At 39.0% G+C, this 24,943-nt stretch carries 20 protein-coding genes and 1 pseudogene; 12 read left to right on the plus strand and 9 right to left on the minus strand.

What is annotated here, in order from left to right:
• Window positions 1-4: 4 nt before the first annotated feature.
• From PVV69_RS03045 to ccmA, 3 genes are read right to left on the minus strand one after another with little or no spacing between them, the layout of a single operon-like run.
• Window positions 5-760 carry a heme ABC transporter permease gene (locus tag PVV69_RS03045; RefSeq protein ID WP_273756391.1) on the minus strand — a complete coding sequence of 252 codons (756 nt, stop codon included), beginning with the start codon at window positions 758-760 and terminating at the stop codon, window positions 5-7.
• Window positions 761-803: 43 nt separating this feature from the next.
• On the minus strand, window positions 804-1,472 hold the full coding sequence (gene ccmB / locus PVV69_RS03050) for a heme exporter protein CcmB (RefSeq protein ID WP_273756392.1): 669 nt from the start codon (window positions 1,470-1,472) through the stop codon (window positions 804-806).
• 3 nt (window positions 1,473-1,475) lie between these two features.
• Window positions 1,476-2,096, minus strand: a complete 621-nt coding sequence (ccmA, locus tag PVV69_RS03055) for a heme ABC exporter ATP-binding protein CcmA (RefSeq protein WP_273720196.1) — start codon at window positions 2,094-2,096, stop codon at window positions 1,476-1,478.
• A 299-nt stretch (window positions 2,097-2,395) separates the two neighbouring features.
• Here ccmA and acnA point away from each other — a divergent pair, with 299 nt between their 5' ends.
• From acnA to gpsA, 11 genes are all read left to right on the plus strand, one after another.
• Window positions 2,396-5,083 (plus strand): aconitate hydratase AcnA, encoded by a 2,688-nt coding sequence (gene acnA, locus PVV69_RS03060; RefSeq protein ID WP_273756393.1) that lies wholly within the window; start codon window positions 2,396-2,398, stop codon window positions 5,081-5,083.
• A gap of 232 nt (window positions 5,084-5,315) precedes the next feature.
• Window positions 5,316-5,582, plus strand: coding sequence for a 30S ribosomal protein S20 (rpsT, locus tag PVV69_RS03065; protein ID WP_273756394.1), 267 nt, complete (start codon window positions 5,316-5,318; stop codon window positions 5,580-5,582).
• A gap of 711 nt (window positions 5,583-6,293) precedes the next feature.
• Complete coding sequence (gene dnaA / locus PVV69_RS03070; protein ID WP_273756395.1) at window positions 6,294-7,859, plus strand: chromosomal replication initiator protein DnaA; 1,566 nt, start codon at window positions 6,294-6,296, stop codon at window positions 7,857-7,859.
• A gap of 184 nt (window positions 7,860-8,043) precedes the next feature.
• Complete coding sequence (gene dnaN / locus PVV69_RS03075; protein WP_273756396.1) at window positions 8,044-9,165, plus strand: DNA polymerase III subunit beta; 1,122 nt, start codon at window positions 8,044-8,046, stop codon at window positions 9,163-9,165.
• 20 nt (window positions 9,166-9,185) lie between these two features.
• Complete coding sequence (gene recF, locus PVV69_RS03080; protein WP_273756418.1) at window positions 9,186-10,319, plus strand: DNA replication/repair protein RecF; 1,134 nt, start codon at window positions 9,186-9,188, stop codon at window positions 10,317-10,319.
• A gap of 51 nt (window positions 10,320-10,370) precedes the next feature.
• Complete coding sequence (gene aroQ, locus PVV69_RS03085; RefSeq protein WP_273756419.1) at window positions 10,371-10,835, plus strand: type II 3-dehydroquinate dehydratase; 465 nt, start codon at window positions 10,371-10,373, stop codon at window positions 10,833-10,835.
• A gap of 115 nt (window positions 10,836-10,950) precedes the next feature.
• Window positions 10,951-11,922: a ubiquinol oxidase subunit II gene (gene cyoA / locus PVV69_RS03090; RefSeq protein ID WP_273756420.1), complete on the plus strand. Its 972-nt coding sequence runs from the start codon at window positions 10,951-10,953 to the stop codon at window positions 11,920-11,922.
• A gap of 74 nt (window positions 11,923-11,996) precedes the next feature.
• Window positions 11,997-14,015: a cytochrome o ubiquinol oxidase subunit I gene (gene cyoB, locus PVV69_RS03095; RefSeq protein ID WP_273756397.1), complete on the plus strand. Its 2,019-nt coding sequence runs from the start codon at window positions 11,997-11,999 to the stop codon at window positions 14,013-14,015.
• Window positions 14,012-14,677 carry a cytochrome (ubi)quinol oxidase subunit III gene (locus tag PVV69_RS03100; protein WP_273756398.1) on the plus strand — a complete coding sequence of 222 codons (666 nt, stop codon included), beginning with the start codon at window positions 14,012-14,014 and terminating at the stop codon, window positions 14,675-14,677. The genes cyoB and PVV69_RS03100 overlap by 4 nt, the downstream gene beginning before the upstream one ends.
• On the plus strand, window positions 14,677-15,393 hold the full coding sequence (gene cyoD, locus PVV69_RS03105) for a cytochrome o ubiquinol oxidase subunit IV (protein ID WP_273756399.1): 717 nt from the start codon (window positions 14,677-14,679) through the stop codon (window positions 15,391-15,393). The genes PVV69_RS03100 and cyoD overlap by 1 nt, the downstream gene beginning before the upstream one ends.
• A gap of 368 nt (window positions 15,394-15,761) precedes the next feature.
• Complete coding sequence (gpsA, locus tag PVV69_RS03110) at window positions 15,762-16,784, plus strand: NAD(P)H-dependent glycerol-3-phosphate dehydrogenase (protein WP_273756421.1); 1,023 nt, start codon at window positions 15,762-15,764, stop codon at window positions 16,782-16,784.
• A 321-nt stretch (window positions 16,785-17,105) separates the two neighbouring features.
• Here the strand turns inward: gpsA and fabI are convergent, their stop codons facing one another.
• The 3 genes from fabI to fabA are packed head-to-tail and all read right to left on the minus strand — an operon-like array spanning window position 17,106 to window position 19,759.
• Window positions 17,106-17,924, minus strand: a complete 819-nt coding sequence (fabI, locus tag PVV69_RS03115; protein ID WP_273720185.1) for an enoyl-ACP reductase FabI — start codon at window positions 17,922-17,924, stop codon at window positions 17,106-17,108.
• A gap of 49 nt (window positions 17,925-17,973) precedes the next feature.
• Window positions 17,974-19,194 carry a beta-ketoacyl-ACP synthase I gene (gene fabB / locus PVV69_RS03120; RefSeq protein WP_273756400.1) on the minus strand — a complete coding sequence of 407 codons (1,221 nt, stop codon included), beginning with the start codon at window positions 19,192-19,194 and terminating at the stop codon, window positions 17,974-17,976.
• A 55-nt stretch (window positions 19,195-19,249) separates the two neighbouring features.
• Complete coding sequence (gene fabA / locus PVV69_RS03125) at window positions 19,250-19,759, minus strand: 3-hydroxyacyl-[acyl-carrier-protein] dehydratase FabA (RefSeq protein WP_273720182.1); 510 nt, start codon at window positions 19,757-19,759, stop codon at window positions 19,250-19,252.
• Between the two features lie 228 nt (window positions 19,760-19,987).
• Between fabA and irrA the strand changes: the two genes are divergently transcribed.
• The gene (gene irrA, locus PVV69_RS03130) at window positions 19,988-20,482 is read left to right on the plus strand and encodes an iron response transcriptional regulator IrrA (RefSeq protein ID WP_273720180.1); all 495 of its coding nucleotides are present in this window, start codon (window positions 19,988-19,990) and stop codon (window positions 20,480-20,482) included.
• Between the two features lie 67 nt (window positions 20,483-20,549).
• Here the strand turns inward: irrA and PVV69_RS03135 are convergent, their stop codons facing one another.
• The 3 genes and pseudogenes from PVV69_RS03135 to PVV69_RS03145 all read right to left on the minus strand — a co-directional run bounded on the left by PVV69_RS03135 (window position 20,550) and on the right by PVV69_RS03145 (window position 24,411).
• Window positions 20,550-21,119: an SH3 domain-containing protein gene (locus PVV69_RS03135; protein WP_273756401.1), complete on the minus strand. Its 570-nt coding sequence runs from the start codon at window positions 21,117-21,119 to the stop codon at window positions 20,550-20,552.
• A 1,166-nt stretch (window positions 21,120-22,285) separates the two neighbouring features.
• Window positions 22,286-22,520: pseudogene (gene rpsU / locus PVV69_RS03140) on the minus strand (30S ribosomal protein S21).
• A gap of 217 nt (window positions 22,521-22,737) precedes the next feature.
• Window positions 22,738-24,411 carry a formate--tetrahydrofolate ligase gene (locus PVV69_RS03145; protein ID WP_273756402.1) on the minus strand — a complete coding sequence of 558 codons (1,674 nt, stop codon included), beginning with the start codon at window positions 24,409-24,411 and terminating at the stop codon, window positions 22,738-22,740.
• Window positions 24,412-24,943: the final 532 nt, after the last annotated feature.

Below are 24,943 nucleotides of genomic sequence, written 5' to 3' on the forward strand. Positions count from 1 at the left end.
ATTCCTAATGTTGCGCATGACGGGCTTTTTTTCTTTGAAGTATCTGGATATGACGGCTGTTGATTTCGTTGCGCATAGCCATCAAATAGAATAAAATAAACAGAAAGCTAAAGCAAAATATCATTGCGATAAGGGGCCATAACATAGCACGCTCGATTGTTGGTCCCCCTGAACGTAAGAGCGATGAAGACTGATGGAGTGTATTCCACCAATTAACAGAAAATTTGATAATAGGAATATTGACAAGTCCAACGAGTGTGAGAATGGCTGTTGCGCGTGCAGCTTTTTCTTGATTATGGAAAGCACGAGCAAGCATGACAATGGCAAGGTAGATAAAAAATAAGATCAAAACTGATGTGAGTCGTGCATCCCATACCCACCATGTTCCCCATGTAGGGCGTCCCCAAAGCGCGCCTGTTATCAGAGCCAAGGCTGTAAAGATTGCTCCAATAGGTGCACCACATTTAAGTGCTACATCAGCAAGATGATATCTCCAAATCAGACTCCCTAAAGCAGCAGCACTTATGATGATATAACAAAATGTAGAGAGCCACGCGAATGGTACATGAATATACATAATCTTAACGGTAATACCTTGCTGATAGTCATCAGGAGAATACATAATTAGAATAAGTCCTAGGATAAGAAGGACCAATGTCATACTGGTTAACCAAGGCAAAACAACACGACTTATTTTCATAAAACGGATTAAACTTACTGGGAGTGTCCCCATGTTATGTTTGTGAGATATTTCATTCATGAAATTTATAATAGGCAGAGTTTTTCTGTGTAGCAATCCTCTTTTACTCTTCTGCTAAAAGCTTGAGTGTTATAGCAGCAACAAAGGAACTAAAAAGACTTAAAAGAAGTGAGAAAGCGATAAGAAGAGTCAAGGAACTAAGAAAAGAGGCACTTGGATTTGTTGGAGCTGTAGCGGCTGAAACGCCAAAAATCACGATAGGAATGATCCATGGTAAGATAATAATAAAGATGAGAAGAGTGCTATGTAACAATGACGTTGCAAGGGCAGCTCCTATAGCGCCAATGAAAATAATAGCAGGTGTTCCACATAAGAGGGTGAGTATTGTTGTAAAAGTTGTTATTGCATCGAGATGGAGCATGAATGCTAAAATTGGTGTAGCAAAAATAAGAGGAAGCATTGTTCCTGCCCAATGGGCGAGGCATTTAGTAAATACAATCAGAGTAAAACTTTGTCTTTGTCCAGAAAGAATGAATTGATCAAGACTTCCATCATCATGATCGGTTTGAAAAAGTTTATTGAGATTAAGGAGTCCTGCAAGAAGGGTCCCAAACCATAATATGCCAGGGCCTATTTGTGCAAGTATTTTAGGATCTGGCCCAATGGCAAAAGGAGTTATCATAATAACGGCGATGAAAAACAACAGCCCTTTTAATGAAGAGGCTTGTGGTGCTAGAGTTAATTTAAGATCACGCCAGAACAATGCTTTCATTTTTTATCTTTCTTGGAGAGGGAAGAATTTTTCCAAAGCAATATTATGATTTTCTGGAATACCGAGGGGGTGATGGGTTGCAGCAATAATCATACCACCTTGGTTTAGATGATGCTGAAAAATATGAGCAAAGAGACTTTGCGCATAGCTATCAATGCCCGATATTGGTTCATCTAAAATCCAAATAGGACGATAGGAGAGCAAAAGACGGGCAATAGCTACGCGTCTTTTTTGTCCAGTTGACAAGACATGAAAAGGTAAGTGTTCAAGATCAGAAAGACCAATATCAACAAGGGCTTCATGTGGAGAGCGTAGATATTGTCCATAAAATGCTGACCAAAATTGTAGATTATCGATGACAGATAAAAAAGGTTTCATAGCGTTTTGGGGAGCAAGATAATGGCACGCAGTTGCTACCGGATATGTTTGTTCTTGGTCTTTAAGGATAACATTGCCTTCAGTGGCTTTAAGAAGACCAACAATGATTCGCAGTAATGTAGATTTACCGATGCCATTTGGACCTGTGATGGTCATAAGTTGCTGTGGGAGTAGACAAAAAGAAAGACCTTGAAACAGAACCTCTTCGTTTCTGTGAGCTGCTAAATCTATGCCCAATAACACCATGTGTGTACCTATTTTTCTTTTATTTCTATAATCTTTATTGCAGTATAAGATAAAAAAACATGTTTTTTATGTAATTGTATCTAGAATAGTTCTAGAAATAGTTTTATAAAGCTTGTATTACATCAAAATCTGGTGGAGAATGGTTTTTATTTCCGATTTCTGAATTTGCTGATGAAAAGGTAGAGGAGGAAATGGAAGGGAGAAGTTATTGCGTCTGCACTCAAGCTGCGACCTTGACTCGTGGTTTGTGTTGTTTGTTCCGGAAAATTAGATGGTTTGTAGTATGAGGGTGGACAGTCGTGACTCAAATTGATAGCTTTAATTGTCGTAGAATTTTAAATGTTTGTGGCAAGGAATATACTTATTATAGTTTGATCGAAGCAGAGAAAAATGGACTTAATGGCATTTCTCGCTTACCGTTTTCGATGAAAGTAATTCTTGAAAATTTATTACGGTTTGAAGATGGACGCACGGTTAAGAAAGAAGATATCCTAAACGTTGCTAAGTGGTTAAATGATAAAGGCAGTGCTAGAGCAGAAATCGCCTATCGCCCTACACGCGTTCTTATGCAAGATTTTACAGGTGTTCCTGCGGTCGTTGACCTTTCTGCGATGCGTGATGCTATGGTTAAACTTGAAGGGAATGCTGAAAAAATCAATCCTCTCATTCCTGTTGATCTTATCATTGATCACTCCATTATCGTTGATGACTTTGGCAATCCCATGGCTTTTAAGGAAAATGTTGAGCATGAATATGAGCGCAATGGTGAGCGCTATCGTTTCTTGAAATGGGGTCAGCAAGCATTTCAAAATTTTCGCGTTGTTCCTCCAGGAACAGGGATCTGTCATCAGGTGAACCTAGAATATTTAGCGCAATGCGTGTGGTTGAAGGGTGAGGAGCAGCATCAGACGGTTTATCCTGATACTTGTGTGGGGACTGATTCGCATACGACTATGGTGAATGGTTTGGGTGTTTTAGGTTGGGGCGTTGGTGGTATTGAAGCTGAAGCCGCAATGTTAGGTCAGCCCGTTTCTATGTTATTGCCTGAAGTGATTGGTTTCCGTCTCACAGGTAAACTTAAAGAAGGTGTAACAGCGACCGATTTAGTGTTGATGGTAACACAAATTTTACGCAAGAAGGGTGTTGTTGGTAAATTTGTTGAGTTTTTTGGTCCTGGTCTAGAACATATGACGCTTGCTGATCGAGCAACGATTGCAAATATGGCTCCCGAATATGGAGCAACCTGTGGTTTTTTCCCCATTGATAAGGAAACAGTACGCTATCTCCATATGACAGGGCGTGATGAGAATCGTATAGCGTTAGTGGAAGCTTATTCCAAGGCGCAAGGGATGTGGCATGATGAAGCTATAATCGATCCCATTTTTAGTGATACAATAGAATTAGATATGGAAAATGTTGTGCCTTCTATGGCCGGTCCTAAACGTCCTGAAGGGCGTATTGCATTGGAAAGTGTCGGGCAAGGCTTTGAGAAAGCATTAGTCGAGGATTATAAGAAGACTTCTGAGCAAGATAGTCGTTATCAGGTTGAAGGGGAGGAATATGCGCTTGGTCATGGCGATGTGGTGATTGCTGCCATTACTTCTTGCACGAATACATCAAATCCAAGCGTTCTCATTGCTGCGGGTCTTTTAGCACGTAATGCTGTAGCGAAAGGTCTCAAAAGCAAACCATGGGTTAAGACTTCTCTTGCGCCTGGTTCACAAGTTGTTGAAGCTTATTTATGCAATTCAGGGCTGCAAAAAGATTTGGATGCACTAGGGTTTAATTTAGTCGGATTTGGATGCACAACCTGTATTGGAAATTCTGGTCCTTTGTATCCTGCTATTTCTAAAACGATTAATCATCATGGTCTCATTGCTGCTGCCGTTCTTTCAGGAAATCGTAATTTTGAAGGGCGTGTATCACCCGATGTGCAAGCAAATTATTTAGCTTCACCACCATTAGTTGTTGCTCATGCTTTGACAGGAACGGTGCGTAAAGATTTAACCAAAGAGCCTCTTGGAACAGGTTCAGATGGCCAACCAGTCTATTTGAGAGATATTTGGCCAACCTCTCAAGAAATACAAGAATTTATCGAAAAGAATGTTACGCGTAAGATTTTTGCTGAAAAATATGCAGATGTGTTTAAGGGGGATGAAAATTGGCAAAAAGTTAAGGTCCCAACAGGGGTAACGTATGCTTGGGACGAACAGTCAACATATGTGCGTAATCCACCTTATTTTGATGATATGCGGAAGATGCCTGAGGTTTTGCCAGACATTAAAGATGCACGGATTTTAGGTTTGTTTGGTGATAAAATCACAACAGATCATATTTCTCCTGCTGGTTCTATTAAGATTGATTCTCCTGCTGGAAAATATTTGACAGATCATGGGGTGAAGGTAGCTGATTTTAATCAATATGGAACGCGTCGTGGGAATCATGAAGTGATGATGCGTGGAACCTTTGCCAATATTCGCATTCGTAACTTCATGCTAGGAGAAAATGGTCGTGAAGGAGGCTATACAGTTCATTATCCATCAGGAACAGAGCAAGCCATTTATGATGCAGCCATGGCATATAAACAAGAAGGCGTTCCGCTGATTATTTTTGCTGGTATTGAATACGGCAATGGGTCGTCTCGTGATTGGGCAGCCAAAGGGACTAACCTTCTTGGTGTAAAAGCAGTGATTGCTCAATCTTTTGAGCGGATTCATCGTTCTAATCTTGTTGGTATGGGAATTGTTCCCTTTGTATTTGAAGAGGATACGAGCTGGAGATCTTTGGGTTTAAAGGGGGATGAAAAGGTAACCATTGAAGGGATTCATAACTTAAAACCTCGTCAAAAAACTGTTGCCACCATCACTTTTTCTGATGGGATGATAATAACTGTTCCATTATTATGCCGTGTTGATACTGAAGACGAGTTAGATTATTTGCACCATGGTGGTATTTTGCAATATGTTTTGCGTAATTTGGCAGTTTAAACCGCATTTATGCGTTTAGGAGTGTCTTTAAACGACGAAGATCTCAAAAGGTTAGGGTTTGTTTTTTTATACTTAATCTGTGAAAATTCGATTGACGTTGGTTTAAGGATTGCGTTATAAGCTGCACAGTTATTGGCAGCTTTATTAGTATTGCTTGAATTAGATTTATTTGGATTGGTAGAGATATTATTGAGACTAACCATATCCGATGCGTTGAAAGAAAGATATATTTATGGCGAATACACCTTCCGCTCGAAAAGCGGTACGAAAAGTTGCGGCACGCACGCAGGTTAATAGGGCACGCCGTTCGCGCGTTCGTACTTTTATTCGTAAGTTTGATGATGCTGTGGCTGGTGGTGATAAGGCATCTGCGGAAATAGCATTTAAGAATTTTGAACCTGAGATTATGCGGGCTGTTTCCAAAGGCGTTTTTCACAAAAATGCTGCTGCGCGAAAAGTATCGCGTTTAGCAAAGCGTTTGAAAGCTCTGAGCGTTTAAACTTTTTCGATTTTATTAAAAGATTTAAAAATCAGACCAGCATCTATGGATGCTGGTTTTTTATTTTCCCCAAATGCTCCACTTTTTAAGAGGGGGAATCAGTGATGATTCCTTCTATGAGAAAGACGAGAAGATTTATAGAGTTTGTATGGTTATCCACAAGCTTTGTGGATTTTTACAGAGTCTTTTTTGTCAAGCATTTTTATTTTTTTTTTTTAATTCGAAGGGATTCTTTAATTATTGGTAAATTTAGAGAAAAAAAATGAATTGAATCAATAATTTTCCTCATCTTTAATTTATATGAGCAGGTTTATAAGAGGTTTTGATTTTATTTTGACCCCTTGCATTTTACCTCTGCTGTTTTGTATGTTTCTCATGGAGACTAGAAACATGCAGGGTTCACATCAGTTTGTTATCCTGTGGTATGTATGAGTGTAAGATGCTTGAGTTTAAGCTGTCATGTGCTCTCATGTTGGATAGATTTTTTCTAACGTGTTTTTTGTTTCTTTGTTGGTATGTTGGCCATTTTAGAAGAATGGGTCATATCATGAGTGCAAGTAAATCTTATTGGTCATCTTTATTGGTGGGGTTGTAATGAAACTATCCTAGGGGAGGGTGAGTAATCTTATTTGGGGTAGGGCGTTTTGCCTTTGCTATGTTGGTTTTTAGTGATTTGGCAGGACAAAATTTTTATTTTTATCAGGATGGAAGATGGTGGATAAATTGAACTCTAGAGCTAGTTCCTTTAAAAGGGTTTCGGTGAATATCCTGTCGGCAGAAAAAGTAATCAAGATGACGGATAGTGGTGGAGCAGTGAGTAGAAATATTTCTGGAGGTTTTCCTATTATTTCAGAGGAGGAAGGTGCGGCGGCTTTTGCGCGGGTGATGGCCCAGTTAAAGGCGCAGGTTGGTATTGAAGCTTATACGAGTTGGTTTGGTCGTGTAAAGCTTGCTGAATATAGTCGTAATCTTGTAAAGCTTTCTGTTCCCACAGCATTTTTACGTTCATGGATTAATAATCACTATGGTTCTCTTTTGGTAAATTTGTGGAAACAAGAGAACGCAGCGATTCTTCGTGTTGAAGTTATTGTTCGCGGTATGAAACGCGTTTCTGGAGGTGTGGTTTGTAAAACAAGTGCAGCTCCTGTTGTTTTGGAAGAACAAACGACTCCGCTTTTTGTTGAGAATTACACAAAGAATTCTGTAAAGAGTGTTCAAGCTGGTGTTTTTGGTTCACCACTTGATTCACGCTATACGTTTGAAAGTTTTGTGGAAGGTTCTTCTAATCGTGTTGCTTTAGCTGCGGCGCGTTCGATTGCAGAAGGGCATAAAAGTGCTTTAAGATTTAATCCTCTTTTTGTTCATGCCTCTGTTGGTTTAGGGAAAACACATTTGCTTCAAGCTATTGCGGCAGAGGCGTTGAAGCGTTTAACGCCTGCGCGTGTTATTTATTTGACTGCTGAATATTTTATGTGGCGTTTTGCAACGGCAATTCGTGATAATGATGCTCTTTCTTTTAAAGAGCAGCTTCGTGATATTGATCTTCTCATTATTGATGATATGCAATTTTTGCAAGGAAAGTCGATTCAGCACGAGTTTTGTCATTTACTTAATATGTTGCTTGATAGTGCGAAGCAAGTTGTGGTCGCTGCGGATCGTCCACCAGCAGAATTAGAATCGCTTGACCTTCGGGTCCGGTCTCGTCTTCAGGGCGGGGTCGCCCTTGAAATTGAGGCGCCAGATTATGAAATGCGTTTGAAAATGCTACAGCAGCGATTGAAGGTAGCACAGCAAGATGATAGTACGCTTTCGATTTCTGATGATATTCTAGAATATATTGCAAGGACAGTTTTAGGATCAGGACGTGATATTGAGGGAGCATTTAATCAACTCTTGTTCCGCCAGTCATTTGAAACGGATTTATCCTTGGAGCGCATTGATGAATTATTAGGCCATTTGACACGTTCTGGTGAGCCTAAGCGCATTCGAATCGAAGAGATTCAGCGTACGGTTGCACGTCATTATAATGTTTCTAAACAGGATTTATTATCCAATCGTCGGACACGTACAGTTGTCAAACCGCGGCAAGTTGCGATGTATTTAGCAAAAATGTTGACGCCTCGCTCGTTGCCAGAAATTGGGCGCCGTTTTGGTGGTCGTGATCATACGACAGTTTTACACGCAGTTCGTAAAATTGAGGATTTGGTTTGTGGTGATCAGACATTGGCCAAAGAGCTTGAATTGCTTAAGCGATTAATTGGAGAGCAGGCTGCTTAGTATTTACAGTCTTTCCTTATTTTAAAAGAAATAGTGCAGGGGGGGGATGCTAGCTTTTTTCTTATACAAGTGTCACTTGCCATTTTAAGAGAGGTTGAATAAAATCTGGCGAATGATTCTTAAGGAAATAGGTTATTTTTCTAGAGAATTTCTATAATTTTTAGTGAATTGTAACGGAGATTTTATGCGTATTACAGTTGATCGCAGTCAGTTTCTTAAATCTCTTGGTCGTGTTCACCGTGTGGTGGAACGTCGTAATACCGTTCCTATTTTATCAAATGTTTTGATTGATGCAGAGAATGGAAATGTGCAGTTAAAAGCGACAGATCTTGATTTAGAGGTTACGGAATCTTTTACAGTCAATGTTGAACAAGCAGGAGCAATAACTGTACCAGCATATTTGTTATATGACATAGTTCGAAAACTTCCTGATGGAAGTGAAATTGTCTTATCAGTCGATGAAAATCAAGCAAGCACAATGTCTGTCGTTTCGGGTTGTGCGCATTTTCAGCTTCAGTGTCTTCCAAAGATAGATTTTCCTGAGTCTCTTCCAGGTCAGTTTGGTTATCGTTTTTCTCTATCGGCTTCAGGGTTGAAACATTTACTTGATTGTACGCAATTTGCTATTTCTACAGAAGAAACCCGTTATTATCTCAATGGGATTTATTTTCATGTTGTGAATGATGGAATTTTGAAGTTGCGTTTGGTTGCGACTGATGGTCATCGTTTGGCACAAGTTGATATGGAAGCTCCTTCAGGTGTTGATGGTATGCCAGGTGTCATTATTCCTCGTAAAACTGTAGGAGAATTGCAAAAGCTTCTTTCGGAAGAAATTGATGGTGATGTGTGTGTAGAAGTCTCAGAGACAAAAATTCGTTTTTCTGTAGGTTCTGTGGTTTTTACATCGAAATTAATTGATGGAACATTTCCAGATTATCAACGTGTTATCCCTCTTGAAAATGATAAAAAATTAATTGTTAACAGACAAGATTTTTCTTCTGCTGTTGATCGTGTTTCAACGATTTCGAGTGATCGTGGACGTGCGGTGAAATTAACGATTGAGTGTGGACAATTGAGGCTTGTCGTTAATAATCCTGATTCAGGTAGTGCGGAAGATCAATTAGCGGCAACTTATACATCTGATCCGCTTGAGATAGGGTTTAATTCACGTTATCTTTTGGACATTGCTGGGCAACTTTCCAGTGATGAGATGGTTTTTATGTTGGCAGATGCTGTAGCACCAGCTCTGATTCGTGATAATGATGATTCAGATGCGCTTTATGTGCTGATGCCCATTCGCGTTTAGGGACCATTGTTTTGCACTGCATAGCTGGTCATGTGCACAAAGTGGCAGTGAGGCAGCTAAAGCTTGTGCATTATCGTAATTATTCCTCTTTTAATATCCATTTTTCAGGTCAGCATGTGGTTTTTACTGGCAATAATGGTGCTGGTAAAACGAATCTTTTAGAAGCGTTATCTTTTCTTTCTCCTGGTCGCGGTTTGCGGCGTGCTGCTTATTCTGATGTTAGTTTTGCAAATGGTGGTGGTGAAGGATTTATTGTCTTTGCACGTCTTGAATGTACTCTTTATGGCGAAGTAAAGATTGGTACAGCATTCGAAATTGGGACTAATAGTCGAAAAATACATATTAATGGTGTGAATGAGCCAGGTGATTGCTTAACAGATTACTGTCATATCAGTATTCTTACACCTTCTATGGATGGGCTTTTTACAGGACCTTCTCTTGAGCGGCGTCGTTTTTTAGATCGTATGGTTTTAGCTATTGACCCTTTGCATAGTCGTCGCATAGCAGATTATGATAAGGTGATGCGTGCGCGCAATCGTTTATTTGTGGATGGCAATGAAAATTATGCTTGGTTTAATGCGTTAGAAAAGCAGATGGCAGAACTGGCAACGGCTATTGCTGCGGCACGTATTGATGTTATTCGGCTTTTAAATGATCTGTTTGTACAAACGCCATCTCAGAGAGCTTTTCCAAGCGCTTTTTTGCAAATTGATGGTTTTTTAGAAACCGCTTTGAGTAAATTATCGGCTGTTGAGGTTGAAGAGCAATTTTATGATCGATTGCAACATAACCGTGCAATAGATCGAGCAGCTGGAAGGACTCTGGAAGGCCCCCATCGCACAGATTTACAAGTTTTTTATGCTGATAAAAACATGGCTGCGACATCTTGTTCTACGGGTGAGCAAAAGGCGTTGCTAACAAGTTTGGTTTTGTGTCATGCGCGTTTAACAGGTATGATGTCGCAGAGGGCGCCTATACTTCTTCTTGATGAAATGGTAGCACATCTTGATTCTCATCGGCGCGCTGCTTTATTTGATATTCTTGATGATTTAGGGGGGCAAACATTTATGACAGGAACAGACCGCATTTTATTTGATTCCTTAAAAGGACGAGCAGAGTTTTTTGAGATTAAGGATGGGGCTTTATTTCAGTAAAAACGTGCTCAAATTTTTTGAGAAAGAATGGTCGAGAAAAAGAGGCTTATGATGTCTGGAATTATAACGGTTTTAAATGGTCCTAATTTAAATTTTCTTGGGAAACGTGAGCCAGAAATTTATGGAACTAAAACTCTAGAAGATATTGAAAAATTTTGCAAGGAATGGGCAACAAGAGCTGGTTTAATTGTACATTTCCATCAAAGCAATTATGAAGGGCAATTGGTAGAATGGATACAGGAAGCGGTTGGAATGAGTGCAGGATTAATTATCAATCCTGCTGCTTATAGCCATACATCTGTTGCAATTCTTGATGCTTTAAAAATGTTTACAGGGATAAAAGTAGAGGTTCATTTGTCTCATATTTATCATCGTGAAGCTTTTCGCCAGCACTCTTATACGTCTGCTGGTGTGGATGCTGTCATTGCTGGTTGTGGGAGTGATGGGTATTGGTTTGCGCTTGAATATATTGCCAAGAGGTTTAAATTTGGCATAGAGGAATTAAAAGTTGTATAATGTCGAGGAGGGCATTTGAATTTACTTGATAATTCTTTTTAAATCGGTAAGCATATTATTAAGATTTTGTCATGTTTTGATGGCAACTTCTGATATTTATGATGGGGCAGGTGAAATGAAAAACTTTGTTAAACAAATAAAGATGCTCGTAATTTTAGGAGTTGTGTTGCTTTTATCAGGTTGTAAGTTTGACGTTCTTCACCCGGCGGGATATGTTGCACGGCAACAGCTTATTTTGATTGTTATTTGTGTTGCTGTTATGCTTTGTGTTGTGATTCCAGTCATGGTGAGTGTGGTATTTTTGGCCATTAAATATCATGCATCAAATACGTCTGCAGAATATTTACCTGATTGGGGGCATTCCAATAAAATTGAAGCATTGATGTGGGGCATTCCAATTGTTATCGTGTCTGTTTTGGGTGCATTGACTGCCTATTACACCTATAAGCTTGAACCTGAAAATCCGCTTCCCACGGAAATTGTTGGGGAAGGAGAGCCGTTGCAAATAAATGTTGTGGCTACGGATTGGAAATGGGTTTTTATTTATCCTCAATATGGGATTGCAGCAGTCAATGAAGTTTATGCGCCTGAAGGTCGCCAGGTTTTATTGCAGTTGACGTCAGAGAATTCTGTTAATGCTTTTTGGGTACCAAAACTGGGCACAGTTCTTTATGCGATGCCGCAAATGAATTCTAAATTGCATTTGATAGCTGATAAGCAAGGAGTATTCAAAGGAGTTTCGGCGAATTACAGTGGTGATGGTTTCGCAGGAATGCGGTTTAAATGGCATTCTGTATCTTTGCAAGATTTTGATAATTGGGTTGCTAAAGCTCGGGCCCATGGTCAAGTACTTGATCGTGCATCTTATCGTCAGCTTTCTATTGCGCCTCGTATGGGTGATATTGCTGCGAAGGAAAAGGATGCTGAGGTACGTTATTTTGCACCTGTTGAGAAGCAGCTCTACTACCGGATTGTTAATCGATGTGTTGATGCAAATACGGTGTGTAATGAAGATTTAATGAAGCGAGCTGCGGCTCAGACACTTTGGGGTGCACTTTGTTCAGTTTTTGATCCTGATGGTTATTGAGTGCATCAATCGAGAAAGAGACCTTTTAAAATAAGGTCTTTTTAAAATGAAATTTATCTTATACGGGTTGAGAAATGTTTGGAAGACTTACAGATCCTACAGCTGGTGCTTTTCACGCACTGGCACATGAACCGATTGTTTTATACACATGTATTGCGATTTTTGTGGGTGGTTTAATTGCTGTTCTTGCTTTGACAGTACTTGGATGGTGGGGAGTCTTATGGCGAAATTGGATTACAACAGTTGACCATAAACGCATTGGCATTATGTATATAGTACTTGGTATTATTATGCTTGTTCGCGGTTTCGCGGACGCAATTATGATGCGAACGCATCAGGCTTTGGCTCTTGGGAGCGAAACAGCGGGTTATTTACCTCCTGAGCATTTTGATCAGATTTTTTCGGCCCATGGTACCATTATGATTTTTTTCATGGCCACACCGATTTTATTTGGTCTTTTCAATTATATTATACCACTTCAAATTGGTGCTCGTGATGTTGCTTTTCCTTTTGCCAATAATTTGGGATTTTGGATTACAGCTGCAGGAGCAATACTGATTAACATATCACTAGGTGTTGGTAATTTTGGTCGTGGTGGCTGGTTGATGTATCCACCTTTCACAGAGTTGCAAGGAAGTCCCGATACAGGGGTAGACTATTATTTATGGTCACTTCAATTGTCTGGTATTGCAACAACGATGGGAGCAATCAATTTTGTTGCAACTATGATAAAAATGCGAGCACCTGGTATGACGATGATGAAAATGCCCGTCTTTTGTTGGAGTGCTTTCGTTAGCAATGTTCTTATTTTAGTGATTTATCCTGTCTTAACTGTAGCGTTTGCTCTCTTGGCATGTGACCGTTATTTGGGCATGAATTTTTTTACCAATGTTGGTGGTGGAAATCCAATGGTATGGATTAACTATGTTTGGATTTTTGGGCATCCTGAAGTCTATGTTTTGGTTGTTCCTGCTTTTGGGATTGTTTCTGAAGTTGTCTCAACGTTTTCTTCAAAACGCCTTTTTGGTTATACTTCAATGGTATGGGCAATGTTGGTTATTTTGATTCTTTCACTTGTTGTTTGGGGACATCACTTCTTTACAATGGGAGGGGGAGAAGCTGTCAACACCTTCTTTGGTCTTGCTACGATGATCATTGCAGTTCCAACGGGTGTAAAAGTCTTTAATTGGTTACTAACCATGTATAAAGGGCGGATTCGTTTTGAGCCTCCAATGCTTTGGTGCATGGGGATGATCTTTACATTTGTTGGTGGTGGATTAACAGGTGTTTTATTATCTATTGTGCCTGCGGATTGGCAATTTCATAATTCGCTGTTTTTGGTAGCGCATTTCCATCACACGATTATTGGAGGTGTTGTGTTTGCCTATCTAGCTGGACTTGCCTTTTGGTTTCCAAAAGTTTTTGGTTATAAACCAAACCGGATGCTAGGCATTGCATCTTTCTGGTGTTGGTTCATTGGTTTTTATCTTGCCTTTTTTCCAATTTATGCGCTTGGGCTCATGGGTGCGACGCGCCGTCTCCAACATTACATGGAGCCTAGTTGGCAGCCGATGTTTATGATTGCAGCATTGGGAGCTTTTATTATCTTACTTGGTATCCTTTGTTTTGTGCTGCAAGTTGTTTTGGCAATTTGGTACGGTATTAAGCATAAGGGACACTTACCAATAACGTTAAATGATTCCTGGGGTGATGCACGTACGCTTGAATGGTTTACCTCTTCACCACCTCCTTCCTATAATTTTGCAATTATCCCAGAGGTACATTCTGATGATGCCTATTGGAATATGAAGAAGAATGGTTATCAACGTCCAACAAGTGGGTTTTCAAAAATTCATATGCCATCAAATACATCGGCAGGAATTATTGCTGGGTTCTTTTCATTAGTTGTTGGTTTTGCGCTTGTTTGGCATATTTGGTGGCTCGTTGCGATTGGAATGATTGGCTTTGTTGCAACGATTGTGCATCATTCGTTAACAGGTGATCATCATGGTTACTATATTCCAGCTGAAGAAGTGCAAAAGACAGAAGATGCTTTTACAGCTGTCCTTAAAAAACAGGGAGCAACAGTATGAGTACGATGACAATGAAGAATGCTCACATTGATGAGCATCATCACGACAACAGTTCGGTCATGACGTTTGGTTTCTGGGTTTATATCCTTTCGGATTTGATCCTATTTTCGACACTTTTTTCAAGTTTTGCTGTTTTTTCTGCTTCTTATGGTGGAGGAAAAGCAGGCAATGAATTTATTGATTTAAAGTTTGTTTTAGTTGAAACTGCTATTTTATTGCTTTCATCAATTACTTATGGGTTTGTGATGGTACAAACCCATAAAGGTAATCTTAGTGGTGTGCGTGTATGGATGGCTATAACCTTTGTACTCGGATGCTGCTTTATTGGCATGGAAATTTACGAATTCCATGAACTTTTGGGCGAAGTATTTTATTACGATCCTGGTGCTTATGCTGGTATTGACCCTGCAACGGGTTTGAAGCTTTTTGGAAAAGAAGTTTTATCTGCTTATTGGTCAGCGTTTTTTGCTTTGGTTGGCACTCATGGTCTTCATGTGAGTGTTGGTCTTCTCTGGATGGTTGTGATGTTTTTTCATCTGCGTCGGAGTGGTTTGGATCAGGATAATAAAACGCGTTTAGCATGCCTTTCAATTTTTTGGCATTTGCTTGATATTGTATGGGTTGGTGTTTTCACCATGGTTTATCTGTTAGGAGCGCTGTAATGAACATGCAAAATGAAACACATGGTCCCAGTACTGGTTCCTATTTAATCGGCTTTATTCTGGCTGTATTTTTTACTTTGGGTTCTTTTATTCCTGTGATGTATGGAATGATGGAGAGTTGGGCAATTAGTACAAAGGTTGCATATCTTATTGGAATGGCGATTATTCAAATCATAGTGCAGATTGTTTTCTTTTTGCACTTGAATTCTGGCCCAGATGCGAAATGGAATTTAAGTGCTTTGTGGTTTGCAGCCATTTGCGTTTTGATTATTATTGGAGGTACGTGGTGGGCTATTTCTCATTTGAATTATAATATGATGGGTGGTTCAGGACGTATTATTGAGCCGGAAAGAACAACAGAAGATAGTTCTATATCAACGGACAAATTATCAGAGAAACAGAAGCCAGCAGGAGATTTGTTAAGTACTCAGGTTTCTACAGAGCAAGGGCCGAATACACCAGCTTCTGTAGAGCAGGCACCAGGTGTGGAAATGCCTATGGGGCAAGTACCAAGTACACCAGCTTCTGTAGAGCAGGCACCAGGTGTGGAAATGCCTATGGGGCAAGTACCAAGTACACAGGCGCCTGTAGAGCAGGCACCAGGTGTGGAAATGCCTATGGGGCAAGTACCAAGTACACAGGCGCCTGTAGAGCAGGCGCCAGGTGTGGAAACGCCTATGGAACCAGCACCAAGCACGCAAGCGCCTGTGCAATAAAATTATCAAGAGCAAAAATATTCATAGAGCCAATGCCAAGTGCATTGGCTTTTTTGTAAGTTTTAGTCACAAACAAAATTATGGGGGCAAGATTATGGGGCGCAAGGTGAGTGATAAACAGAGGAGCAGAGAGTAAATTTAAGAGGCATCATTTTGAATATACGTTTATTTTAAACGAAAAAGTCTATAGGTGCTTAAGTGAAACCTCAATTTTGACCTGAGGTAAGCAGTCATTTGGAGAAGCTATAATATTATTTTCATACGATTGAATACAGAGGGTATGAGAATTTTGAAAAGGTTTCACAGTATGTTAGAATAAAACCATAACGGATTACAAAGAGAAATTTGGAGAATAATCAGAAAGTTTGATGAAAGTCGTTTCGATAACAATTATTGGGGCTGGTTCTTTTGGCACGGCATTGGCGATTGCTTTGGCTCGTAATGGCCATCGTGTTTTACTTTGGGGGCATAATCCTCAGCATATCAAAGAATTACAGAAATGTCGCTGCAATCAAGCATTTTTACCAGATATTCGATTTCCTGAAAATCTATCTCCCGAAGTTTCGCTTGAAACTGCAATAACAGCGAGCCCAAATATATTAATTGCGGTTCCAAGTCATGGATTTCACCAAGTATTATACAATATCCAACCTTATTTGGATCAACATTCACGTATTATTTGGGTAACGAAGGGCTTGGAGCATGGTACAGGACGCCTTTTACAAGAAGTTGCTTGTGAAATTTTAGGAGATAAAATTCCTTTAGCGATTTTTTCTGGACCAACCTTTGCCAAGGAGATTGCTGTTGGTTTACCTACAGCAATTACAGTAGCAGCTTCTGATGTTGAATTTAGTAAAGAGTTACAGCAACTTTTCCATTGTGATAAAAGTGTTAGAGTTTATAAAAATTCTGATATGATTGGCGTTCAATTGGGTGGAGCAGTCAAAAATGTTATTGCTATTGGTGCAGGAATATCAGATGGCATGGGATTTGGGGCAAACGCTCGAGTAGCGCTCATCACACGAGGATTAGCTGAAATCAGTCGTTTGGGTGTTGCTATGGGTGCTGAACTTTCCACATTTATGGGCATGACAGGCTTAGGTGATCTGGTTTTAACATGTACGGATAATCAATCGCGCAATCGCAGTTTTGGTATGTTGCTGGGTCAAGGAATGAATATAAAAGAAGCGCAAAAACAGGTTGGTCAAGTTGTTGAAGGTTATTTAAATACTAAAGAAGTGCATGCATTAGCACAGCGCATAGGGTTAGAAATGCCAATTACAGAGCAGATCTATCAAGTCCTATTTTGCGATAAAAGTGTAGTCGAAGCAGCCAATACATTATTGAGCCGAGCACTCAAAGATGAAATACATGATACAGTATGTTTCTAAACTATTCGCACAGATAAAAGATATGGTAATAATATAACAGAAACTTTGAAGTTTATTACGCTGACCATAAGACAAAAACAATAAGATTCTAGCAAATAGCAAATGAGAGGGCTATAGGAGCTACTCTTTTACACGATATAACTTAAGCATGGCAATATGGGTTAACCATGAAAAACTAAACCCCTTCTTACACCATATCTTTAAAAAAATAAGCTATTTTCTTCAATTATAGATTCTACAGATGAGAAGAAAGCATTCAACACATTTTAAAAAGGCTATGTAAATAGTCATTTTCGCACTTTAATAAAGCATTATGAAGATTCATTCTCCCTGTGTCTCCTCACTTTGTTTTAATTCTTCAAGTGTTGGCATAGACATAATGTTATAGCCTGAATCAACATAATGAATTTCACCAGTAACGCCTGATGATAAGTCAGAGAGTAAATAAAGAGCAGATTTTCCTATTTCATGAATATTTACGGTGCGGCGCAATGGCGCATTACGACGTTGATAGGAAAAAATCGCACGTGCAGCTGCAATACCATTGCCCGCTAAAGTTCTCACAGGTCCAGCTGAAATTGCATTAACACGAATATTTTGAGGACCAAAATCCGCAGCTAAATAACGTACCATAGCTTCTAAAGCGGCTTTAGCTACACCCATAATGTTGTAATTAGGGACAACTTGTTGTGAAGCTCCATAGGTAAGTGTCAAAAGAGCACCTCCATTGGGCATAAGTTTACCAGCGCGCTGAGCGATTTCAGTAAAAGAATAAGCAGAAATAACCATTGTGCGCTGAAAGTTTTCACGTGTTGTTACATCAACATAACGTCCTTTTAATTGATTCTTATCTGAAAAGCCGATAGCATGAACAACGAAATCAATCGTTTTCCATTCTTTTTCAAGATGTTCAAAGACACGATCGACATCTTCAATTTTTTCAACATCGCATTCAAGCAATAATTTGCAACCGAGCTGTTCTGCTAAAGGTTGAACACGTTTTCCGAAGGCTTCTCCTTGATAGGTAAATGCCAATTCAGCTCCTGCTTTTGCTAGTTGGCACGCAATGCCCCATGCAATCGAATGGTCATTTGCAACCCCCATAATAAGGCCACGTTTGCCCTCCATCAAACCTTTCATATTATTCTCCGTAAGACCGTGCTTTTTTCAACCAGCTAAGAATCCCTATTTATGCATAGCGTTGGAAAATGAGCGTTGCATTGGTACCGCCAAAACCGAATGTATTTGACAATACAGTATTAAGTTGTTGATGATCACGACGTTCACGAACAATGGGCATATCAGCAAAAGTTGGATCAAGCTCTTCAATATGGGCGCTCTCGCAAATAAAATTATGATTCATCATTAACAATGTATAGATTGCCTCGTGAACACCTGCGGCCCCTAAAGAATGACCGGTCAGAGATTTTGTGGCGGAAATTGGTGGGCATTGATCACCTGCTCCAAAGATACGGCGAATTGCTTCTATTTCGGGAGGATCACCAACAGGTGTTGCTGTTGCATGAGGGTTGATATAATCAATTTTATTCTTTACGGTTGCAAGCGCCATGCGCATGCATCGTTCTGCTCCTTCACCGGATGGAGCAACCATATCATGCCCATCCGATGTAGCGCCATATCCAACAATTTCTCCGTAGATTTTTGCGCCACGCGCTTTGGCAAGTTCGAGCTCTTCAAGAACCAAAACACCTGCTCCACCAGCAATAACAAATCCATCACGATTGACATCGTAGGCACGTGAAGCTTTTTCTGGTGTGTCATTATACCTACTGGACATCGCACCCATAGCATCGAAGAGTACAGATAATGTCCAGTCCAAATCTTCACAACCACCAGCAAAGATGCGGTCCTGTTTGCCATATTGTATTAATTCATAAGCATTTCCAATACAATGATTAGAGGTTGCACATGCTGAAGAAATTGAATAGTTCACGCCTTTAATTTTAAAAAAAGTTGCAAGTGTTGCGGAGGCTGTAGAACTCATTGCTTTGGGTACGACAAAAGGACCAACGCGCTTTGGACCTTTTTGCCGTGTAATATCAGCAGCTTCAACGATTGACTGAGTTGAAGCGCCTCCAGAGCCCATAATGATACCCGTGCGTTCATTTGATACGTCATGGAGCTCTAAACCCGCATCAACAATTGCTTGATCCATAGCGATGTGATTCCAAGCAGTTCCACGTCCATGAAAACGCAAAGCACGTCGATCAACCAGTTCTTCTATATTAACATCAGGTTTACCGTAAACTCTGCTACGAAAACCTAATTCAGCATACTGAGGTGCATAAGAAATTCCGGATTTGGCTTCATACAAACTGGTTAAAACTGCCCCTATATTATTTCCAATTGCAGAGACAATTCCCATTCCAGTTACAACAACGCGACGCATCCATACCTCCTTGTTTCATACAGAATAACAAAATGTTCTGTTAGCAGAAATAATTTTAATCTTCTTTAAATAAGGCAACACGTAAATCACTTGCTTTATAGATAGCTTCTCCATCTGCTTTTACCCATCCATCTGCTATTCCTAACACCAAATTTCCACGCCGGATACGTTTAAAATCTATTCCATATTCAAGAAGTTTGGTTTGCGGAGTTACCATACCTGATAATTTTACTTCACCTGTTGATATAGCTCTCCCTTTTCCTGGTTCACCTAACCAGCCTAGAAAAAAACCTGTTAATTGCCACATACCATCCAACCCGAGACAGCCTGGCATAACTGGATCACCTATAAAGTGACAATCAAAGAACCATAGGTCTGGGGTAATGTCAAATTCAGCGCGAACCATTCCTTTATCGTATTCACCCCCAGTTTCACTAATTTGGGTGATTCGATGAATCATCAACATTGGTGGGGCAGGTAATTGTGCATTACCTTTACCAAACATTTCGCCGCGAGCACAGCTTAGAAGCTCTTCATAAGTATAGCGAGACTTTTGTTCAGCCATTGTTACTCCATTTGTTTGCATATATTTTGACTTCTGTGCTTTTCCCCAATCTACTTTTAGAGCAAATTTTAAAGAGAGGGAAATGATTTTATATCATTTTTAATGACAAAAGCCCTTTTTTATGTATCCTGTGTGTGATTATAAAAAATTGTAATGAAAAATTATATCACACTGTTTCCATTTTTTATATTTTACTTATTTGAACAGAATTATATTGTGGTTTTAAACATGTCAGTGAACGCAGACAATTTCATTTTCAATCAAGAGCAGCAGCCTGCGAAAGATTGTGAGAAGGTTATACGTTATTATTCGATTTCTACGTTAGAAAAGTATTTGCGTAAAAATGGTTTGCGACCAACACGTCAGCGGTTAGAACTTGCTCATATGATTTTTTCTCAAGGTAACCGTCATATTGCTGCTGAAGAGCTTTATGAAGAAGCGGTAAAGGCAGGTGTGCCTGTATCTTTGGCAACGGTTTATAATACGCTCCATCAATTTACGGAAGCGGGGTTATTACGGATTATTGCTGTAGAAGGTTCGAAAACTTGGTTTGATACCAATACATCTGATCACTACCACTTTTATATAGAAGGTGAAAATCGTATTCTTGATATTCCTTGCGATTTAGGAGAAGCGCCTATTATTGGGAATTTGCCTAAACCACCAGAAGGTATGGAAATCTCACATGTTGACTTGATAGTTCGATTAAAACCGAAAAGCTAATTTGATTACAGAACATGAGAGAGTTCAATAAGAGATAAAAATTAAGCTTTATTGGTTAAAAAGTTCATCAATTATTTACTTTTTCATCAGGATAGATCCCCCATAACAGGGATTGAGGAAGCCAGCCTCGGATATTATTGATGCTTAGTTCGCACCACTGTCCATTACATTGGCGAATATTACCAATGACATTGGGCTCTACTTCTGCTACAAGTTCTGCGTTGTCTGCGGGACTTTTGCGTAGCATCAGCCTTTTTGTTTTATCTTTTTGCCATGGAATGGTTATAGCGGTCCTTTTTCCAGAGAGAAGCGATTGATAGATCCACCCCTCATCACCTTCAGTATCACGAATTTTGCGCCATTGGTCGTATTCTTGAATAATTTCAATAGGAAGCCCCTGTTTTTTGTAGGTAAAGAGAATAGTATAATTGCTTCCTGGTCCGATGCGCACATTCACACGGGTCGGTTTAATGGAAGCAAACCGTGGCAGTGGTAAACCACTTGGTCCTAAATTTTGCTCTGAGTTTTGATTGACTGTTTGTGCGTGCACAAAACGAGGGGAATTGAATACAAAAACACCTGCTGTGAGGATACATGATGTGAGTACTGAGAATCGAAACCAACGAGAATATTGCACACTTAAACCTTTAATTTTTTTGTTTCTCTATATTGGCAATCTAAGATCTGAAAGAGAGAATTGAGAACTGATAAAAGCTATGGCATACTGCTAGTTAAAGAGATCTAAACAATAAGGAAATGGTTACAAGAATCATGGAATAAGTTAAAATAAAAATTTAAACTGCTTAATGTTTTCTTTATGTATGAGAGGGTACCTTTAAATCAACAGTGAATTTTTCATCCAGTTATATGATTGAGATAAATATTGAGTGGATTGAAGTGTATACGAGTTATATCAGCTTTTATAAACAGATTGGCGGTAAGGTATTGTGCCTAACTGTTTGATTTATTTCATCAAATGATGCAAAAGCTGTATTTGTCTTATGGTTAAAAAACTGTTCAATGAGAGCTCAATAGAGAAATAAGCATGTAACTTGAAAAGCAGTTTTAGAAGAGAGAGAAATATACTCTCAATGAGATGTTCAAATACAAAAGCATTCGCACTATTGAGGATAAACCAAAATGGGAGAGGTTATAATTTCACAAACATGAGACAATTTTGGATGCTAACATTTCGTACAAGCTCTTTATTTTGGTTATAAAATAACACTATTTGTTTAATGAGTAATGCTGGAGTGCGGTAAAGCAAATACAGGAGCCTATAAGAGCTTATCATGAATTCCAAATTGTCATGAAAAACCAAAGATCATAGAGTTTTATTGTCTCATTTAATAAATGTTAAGGAGAAAGACTGCATGTCGGATATTTATACCCTCTACACGCTCAATTGCATATTGTCATAGCTAATTATATTTCGTGATTTGAGCTGATTAAGAGAATTTGAAAGATGCTAAAGAGTGAGTAGAAAATAATAAAATCCTCAAAAGAATGTACATATGAAGAAAAAATAATATTAAGAGGTATAAAAATCTCTACACTATGTTATACTCTGCGTAATAACAAACGGCTCCCATATTCCACGCAAAAATCCTAACACGGCATAATGAAGAGCTAAATAAACCCACTCATTATAATGAAGACTAACCGCTACGACCTAAACAACGTATCAACACACAACAGCAGATGAACAAAACCACAAACGATAAAGAATACCTCTCATCGTACTAAATTATTTGAACACTTTACCCACTGTTATTGCTACGAAATTCTATAGAGCAAAAAACACTACTTTATCGCACAAGCTCGACCGTTATTAAACAGCACCTTCTCTTTGCGCACGTTTACGAGCAAGCTTACGTGTACGGCGAACAGCTTCAGCTTTCTCACGAGCACGTTTTTCCGATGGCTTTTCATAATAACCACGCATTTTCATTTCACGAAAGATACCTTCACGCTGCATCTTTTTCTTCAATGCGCGTAGCGCTTGATCAACATTATTATCACGAACGAGTACTTGCACTATCTATCCTACTTTGTTTCACTGTCATACAATAATAGAAAAAACCAGTCTCTCTTAAATAGATATCTAAAAGGACATACATCATACGTACATTATACGCACAATACAGGCACACATACCACATAAAGAAAGTGTTTGTCTATATCGCTTTTTAAAATTTTATTTTTTTGCTGTCGGATACTTTTCATAATGAATGATTGAATTTACAGATATAAGCTTATGAGAGTCCTTGTATCTGGTCATTTTCATCAAGATAAATTTTCTCAGCAACAGGGTAATGCGGTAAGCCAGGCATAGTCATGATATCACCGCAAATGACAACAATAAAGCCTGCACCTGCTAAAAGACGAACTTCACGTATAGGAATTTCAAAATCAACAGGAGCTCCGTATTGAGTAGGATCAGCAGAAAACGAATAGGGCGTCTTAGCCATACAAATAGGGTATGTGCCATAACCCTCTTTTTCCCAACATTCAAGCTGCTTGAGAAGAGAGGCAGAGATGATAGCTCCACGACCACCATAGATATTTTTTATAATGGAATTAATTTTCTGAACGAGAGGAAGATCATCTTGATATAAAACTTTGAAATGAGAATCTTTTTCTTCAATTAAGGCAACGAGCTCCTGTGCAAGTGCTACTGCGCCTTTGCCCCCTTGTTGCCAATGTTTACAAATAATAGCCTTATGTCCGGTTGTTGCAACTATTTTTTGTAACGTACTTATTTCAGCATCGCTATCGGTATCAAAATGATTAAGTGCGACGACACATGGAATACCGTAGTATTCCATATTTTTGATATGTCGTAAAAGATTGGCTGCACCCTTTTCTAAAGCGGCAATATTCTCTTTTGTCAGATCATTTTTATTCACACCACCATTGATTTTTAATGCACGAATTGTTGCTACAATTACTGTAGCATTCGGGATAATACCTGCTTGTCGACATTTTATATTGAAAAATTTTTCTGCTCCAAGATCGGCTCCAAATCCTGCTTCTGTGACAACATAATCGGCAAGTTTTAAAGCGGTTTTGGTTGCTATAACTGAATTACAGCCATGAGCAATATTGGCAAAAGGTCCTCCATGCACAAGAACAGGATTATTTTCGATTGTTTGTACAAGATTAGGTTGCATAGCATCTTTAAGAAGAACTGTCATTGCTCCCTCTGCATTGAGATCAGCAACTGTCACAGGTGTTTTATCATAACGATAAGCAACGATAATTTTTTTCAGTCTTTGCATAAGATTTTCTAGATTGTTGGCAAGGCAAAAAAGTGCCATAATTTCTGATGCAACAGTGATATCAAAGCCAGTTTGGCGAGGAAAACCATTGGTTACTCCACCCAAGGAAGTGACGATGTCACGCAATGCACGGTCATTCATATCAAGGACTCGTCTCCAAACAATGCGGCGAGGATCGATATTCAAAGTATTTCCCCAGTAGATATGGTTATCTATCATTGCAGCAAGAAGATTATGAGCAGCTGTAATGGCATGAAAATCACCGGTAAAATGTAAATTAAGATCATCCATCGGTATGACTTGGGCATAACCACCTCCAGCAGCACCACCTTTGATACCAAAACAGGGACCTAAAGATGGTTCTCTCAAGGCGGCTATGGTTTTTTTTCCGATGAGATTGAGAGCATCATTAAGACCAACCGTTGTTGTTGTTTTTCCTTCTCCAGCAGGTGTTGGATTTATAGCTGTAACAAGGATAAGTTTCCCATCCGGATTTTTATTGAGTGATTTTATGTATGCAGAAGAAATTTTAGCTTTATCATGTCCATAAGGAATGAGATTTTCAGGGGCAATACCGATTTTTTTTGCAATTTCAGTAATGTGTTGCTTTTGAGCAGTGCGAGCAATTTCAATATCTGTTTTAGGCATGGAAGAACCCTTTAAACTTGGCTTTTGTTGACATTGAGAGCGTGTACTATAATCAGACAAGATAACCTATAGAATAAGAGGGTACAAGACATCATAAAAATTGATGACATACTGTGGAAGAGGGAATACTAAGGAATACTAGAGTGAAAGAAATGTTATAATTTAAAATAAAGAATCCCTCCATTTTTAATTCTGATAAGCTTTGAGAAAGGGTACGTGATTGAGAAAAAATGCATTTATATCAGAAACTGTTCATGAGAATGAACCGTTGCGTTTTTGGAGCTCATTACAACGCATTCTTCTCAATTTTCCTCATATTATGAAGAAAGAATGTTATAGCTTGAAAAGTTTTGTAATTTTTTTAACGGTGAAGATTTTTTAAAAGAAGATAAAATATTTTATTTTGCATTTTAAGAAATGCAAAAAATTTGCAAAGATTTCCATTATTAAGGAATAAAAACGCATTAAATATCTGCTGTATCTAAAAATATCTCGAAAAGAAGCTTTGATTCGCAATTATTAAGGAGCAAGT

It is taken from the genome of Bartonella sp. MM73XJBT (assembly GCF_028618465.1).
Lineage (GTDB): Bacteria > Pseudomonadota > Alphaproteobacteria > Rhizobiales > Rhizobiaceae > Bartonella.

Excerpts from the sequence above, each read along its gene's own strand:
- dnaN (WP_273756396.1), top strand. The coding sequence starts at position 8,044 with ATGCGTATTACAGTTGATCGCAGTCAGTTTCTTAAATCTCTTGGTCGT.
- fabB (WP_273756400.1), bottom strand. The coding sequence starts at position 19,194 with ATGCGTCGCGTTGTTGTAACTGGAATGGGAATTGTCTCTGCAATTGGA.
- cyoD (WP_273756399.1), top strand. The coding sequence starts at position 14,677 with ATGAACATGCAAAATGAAACACATGGTCCCAGTACTGGTTCCTATTTA.
- irrA (WP_273720180.1), top strand. The coding sequence starts at position 19,988 with ATGTCAGTGAACGCAGACAATTTCATTTTCAATCAAGAGCAGCAGCCT.
- fabA (WP_273720182.1), bottom strand. The coding sequence starts at position 19,759 with ATGGCTGAACAAAAGTCTCGCTATACTTATGAAGAGCTTCTAAGCTGT.
- ccmA (WP_273720196.1), bottom strand. The coding sequence starts at position 2,096 with ATGGTGTTATTGGGCATAGATTTAGCAGCTCACAGAAACGAAGAGGTT.
- cyoA (WP_273756420.1), top strand. The coding sequence starts at position 10,951 with ATGAAAAACTTTGTTAAACAAATAAAGATGCTCGTAATTTTAGGAGTT.
- aroQ (WP_273756419.1), top strand. The coding sequence starts at position 10,371 with ATGTCTGGAATTATAACGGTTTTAAATGGTCCTAATTTAAATTTTCTT.
- PVV69_RS03045 (WP_273756391.1), bottom strand. The coding sequence starts at position 760 with ATGAATGAAATATCTCACAAACATAACATGGGGACACTCCCAGTAAGT.
- cyoB (WP_273756397.1), top strand. The coding sequence starts at position 11,997 with ATGTTTGGAAGACTTACAGATCCTACAGCTGGTGCTTTTCACGCACTG.
- rpsT (WP_273756394.1), top strand. The coding sequence starts at position 5,316 with ATGGCGAATACACCTTCCGCTCGAAAAGCGGTACGAAAAGTTGCGGCA.
- fabI (WP_273720185.1), bottom strand. The coding sequence starts at position 17,924 with ATGAAAGGTTTGATGGAGGGCAAACGTGGCCTTATTATGGGGGTTGCA.
- dnaA (WP_273756395.1), top strand. The coding sequence starts at position 6,294 with ATGGTGGATAAATTGAACTCTAGAGCTAGTTCCTTTAAAAGGGTTTCG.
- ccmB (WP_273756392.1), bottom strand. The coding sequence starts at position 1,472 with ATGAAAGCATTGTTCTGGCGTGATCTTAAATTAACTCTAGCACCACAA.
- PVV69_RS03100 (WP_273756398.1), top strand. The coding sequence starts at position 14,012 with ATGAGTACGATGACAATGAAGAATGCTCACATTGATGAGCATCATCAC.
- PVV69_RS03145 (WP_273756402.1), bottom strand. The coding sequence starts at position 24,411 with ATGCCTAAAACAGATATTGAAATTGCTCGCACTGCTCAAAAGCAACAC.
- gpsA (WP_273756421.1), top strand. The coding sequence starts at position 15,762 with ATGAAAGTCGTTTCGATAACAATTATTGGGGCTGGTTCTTTTGGCACG.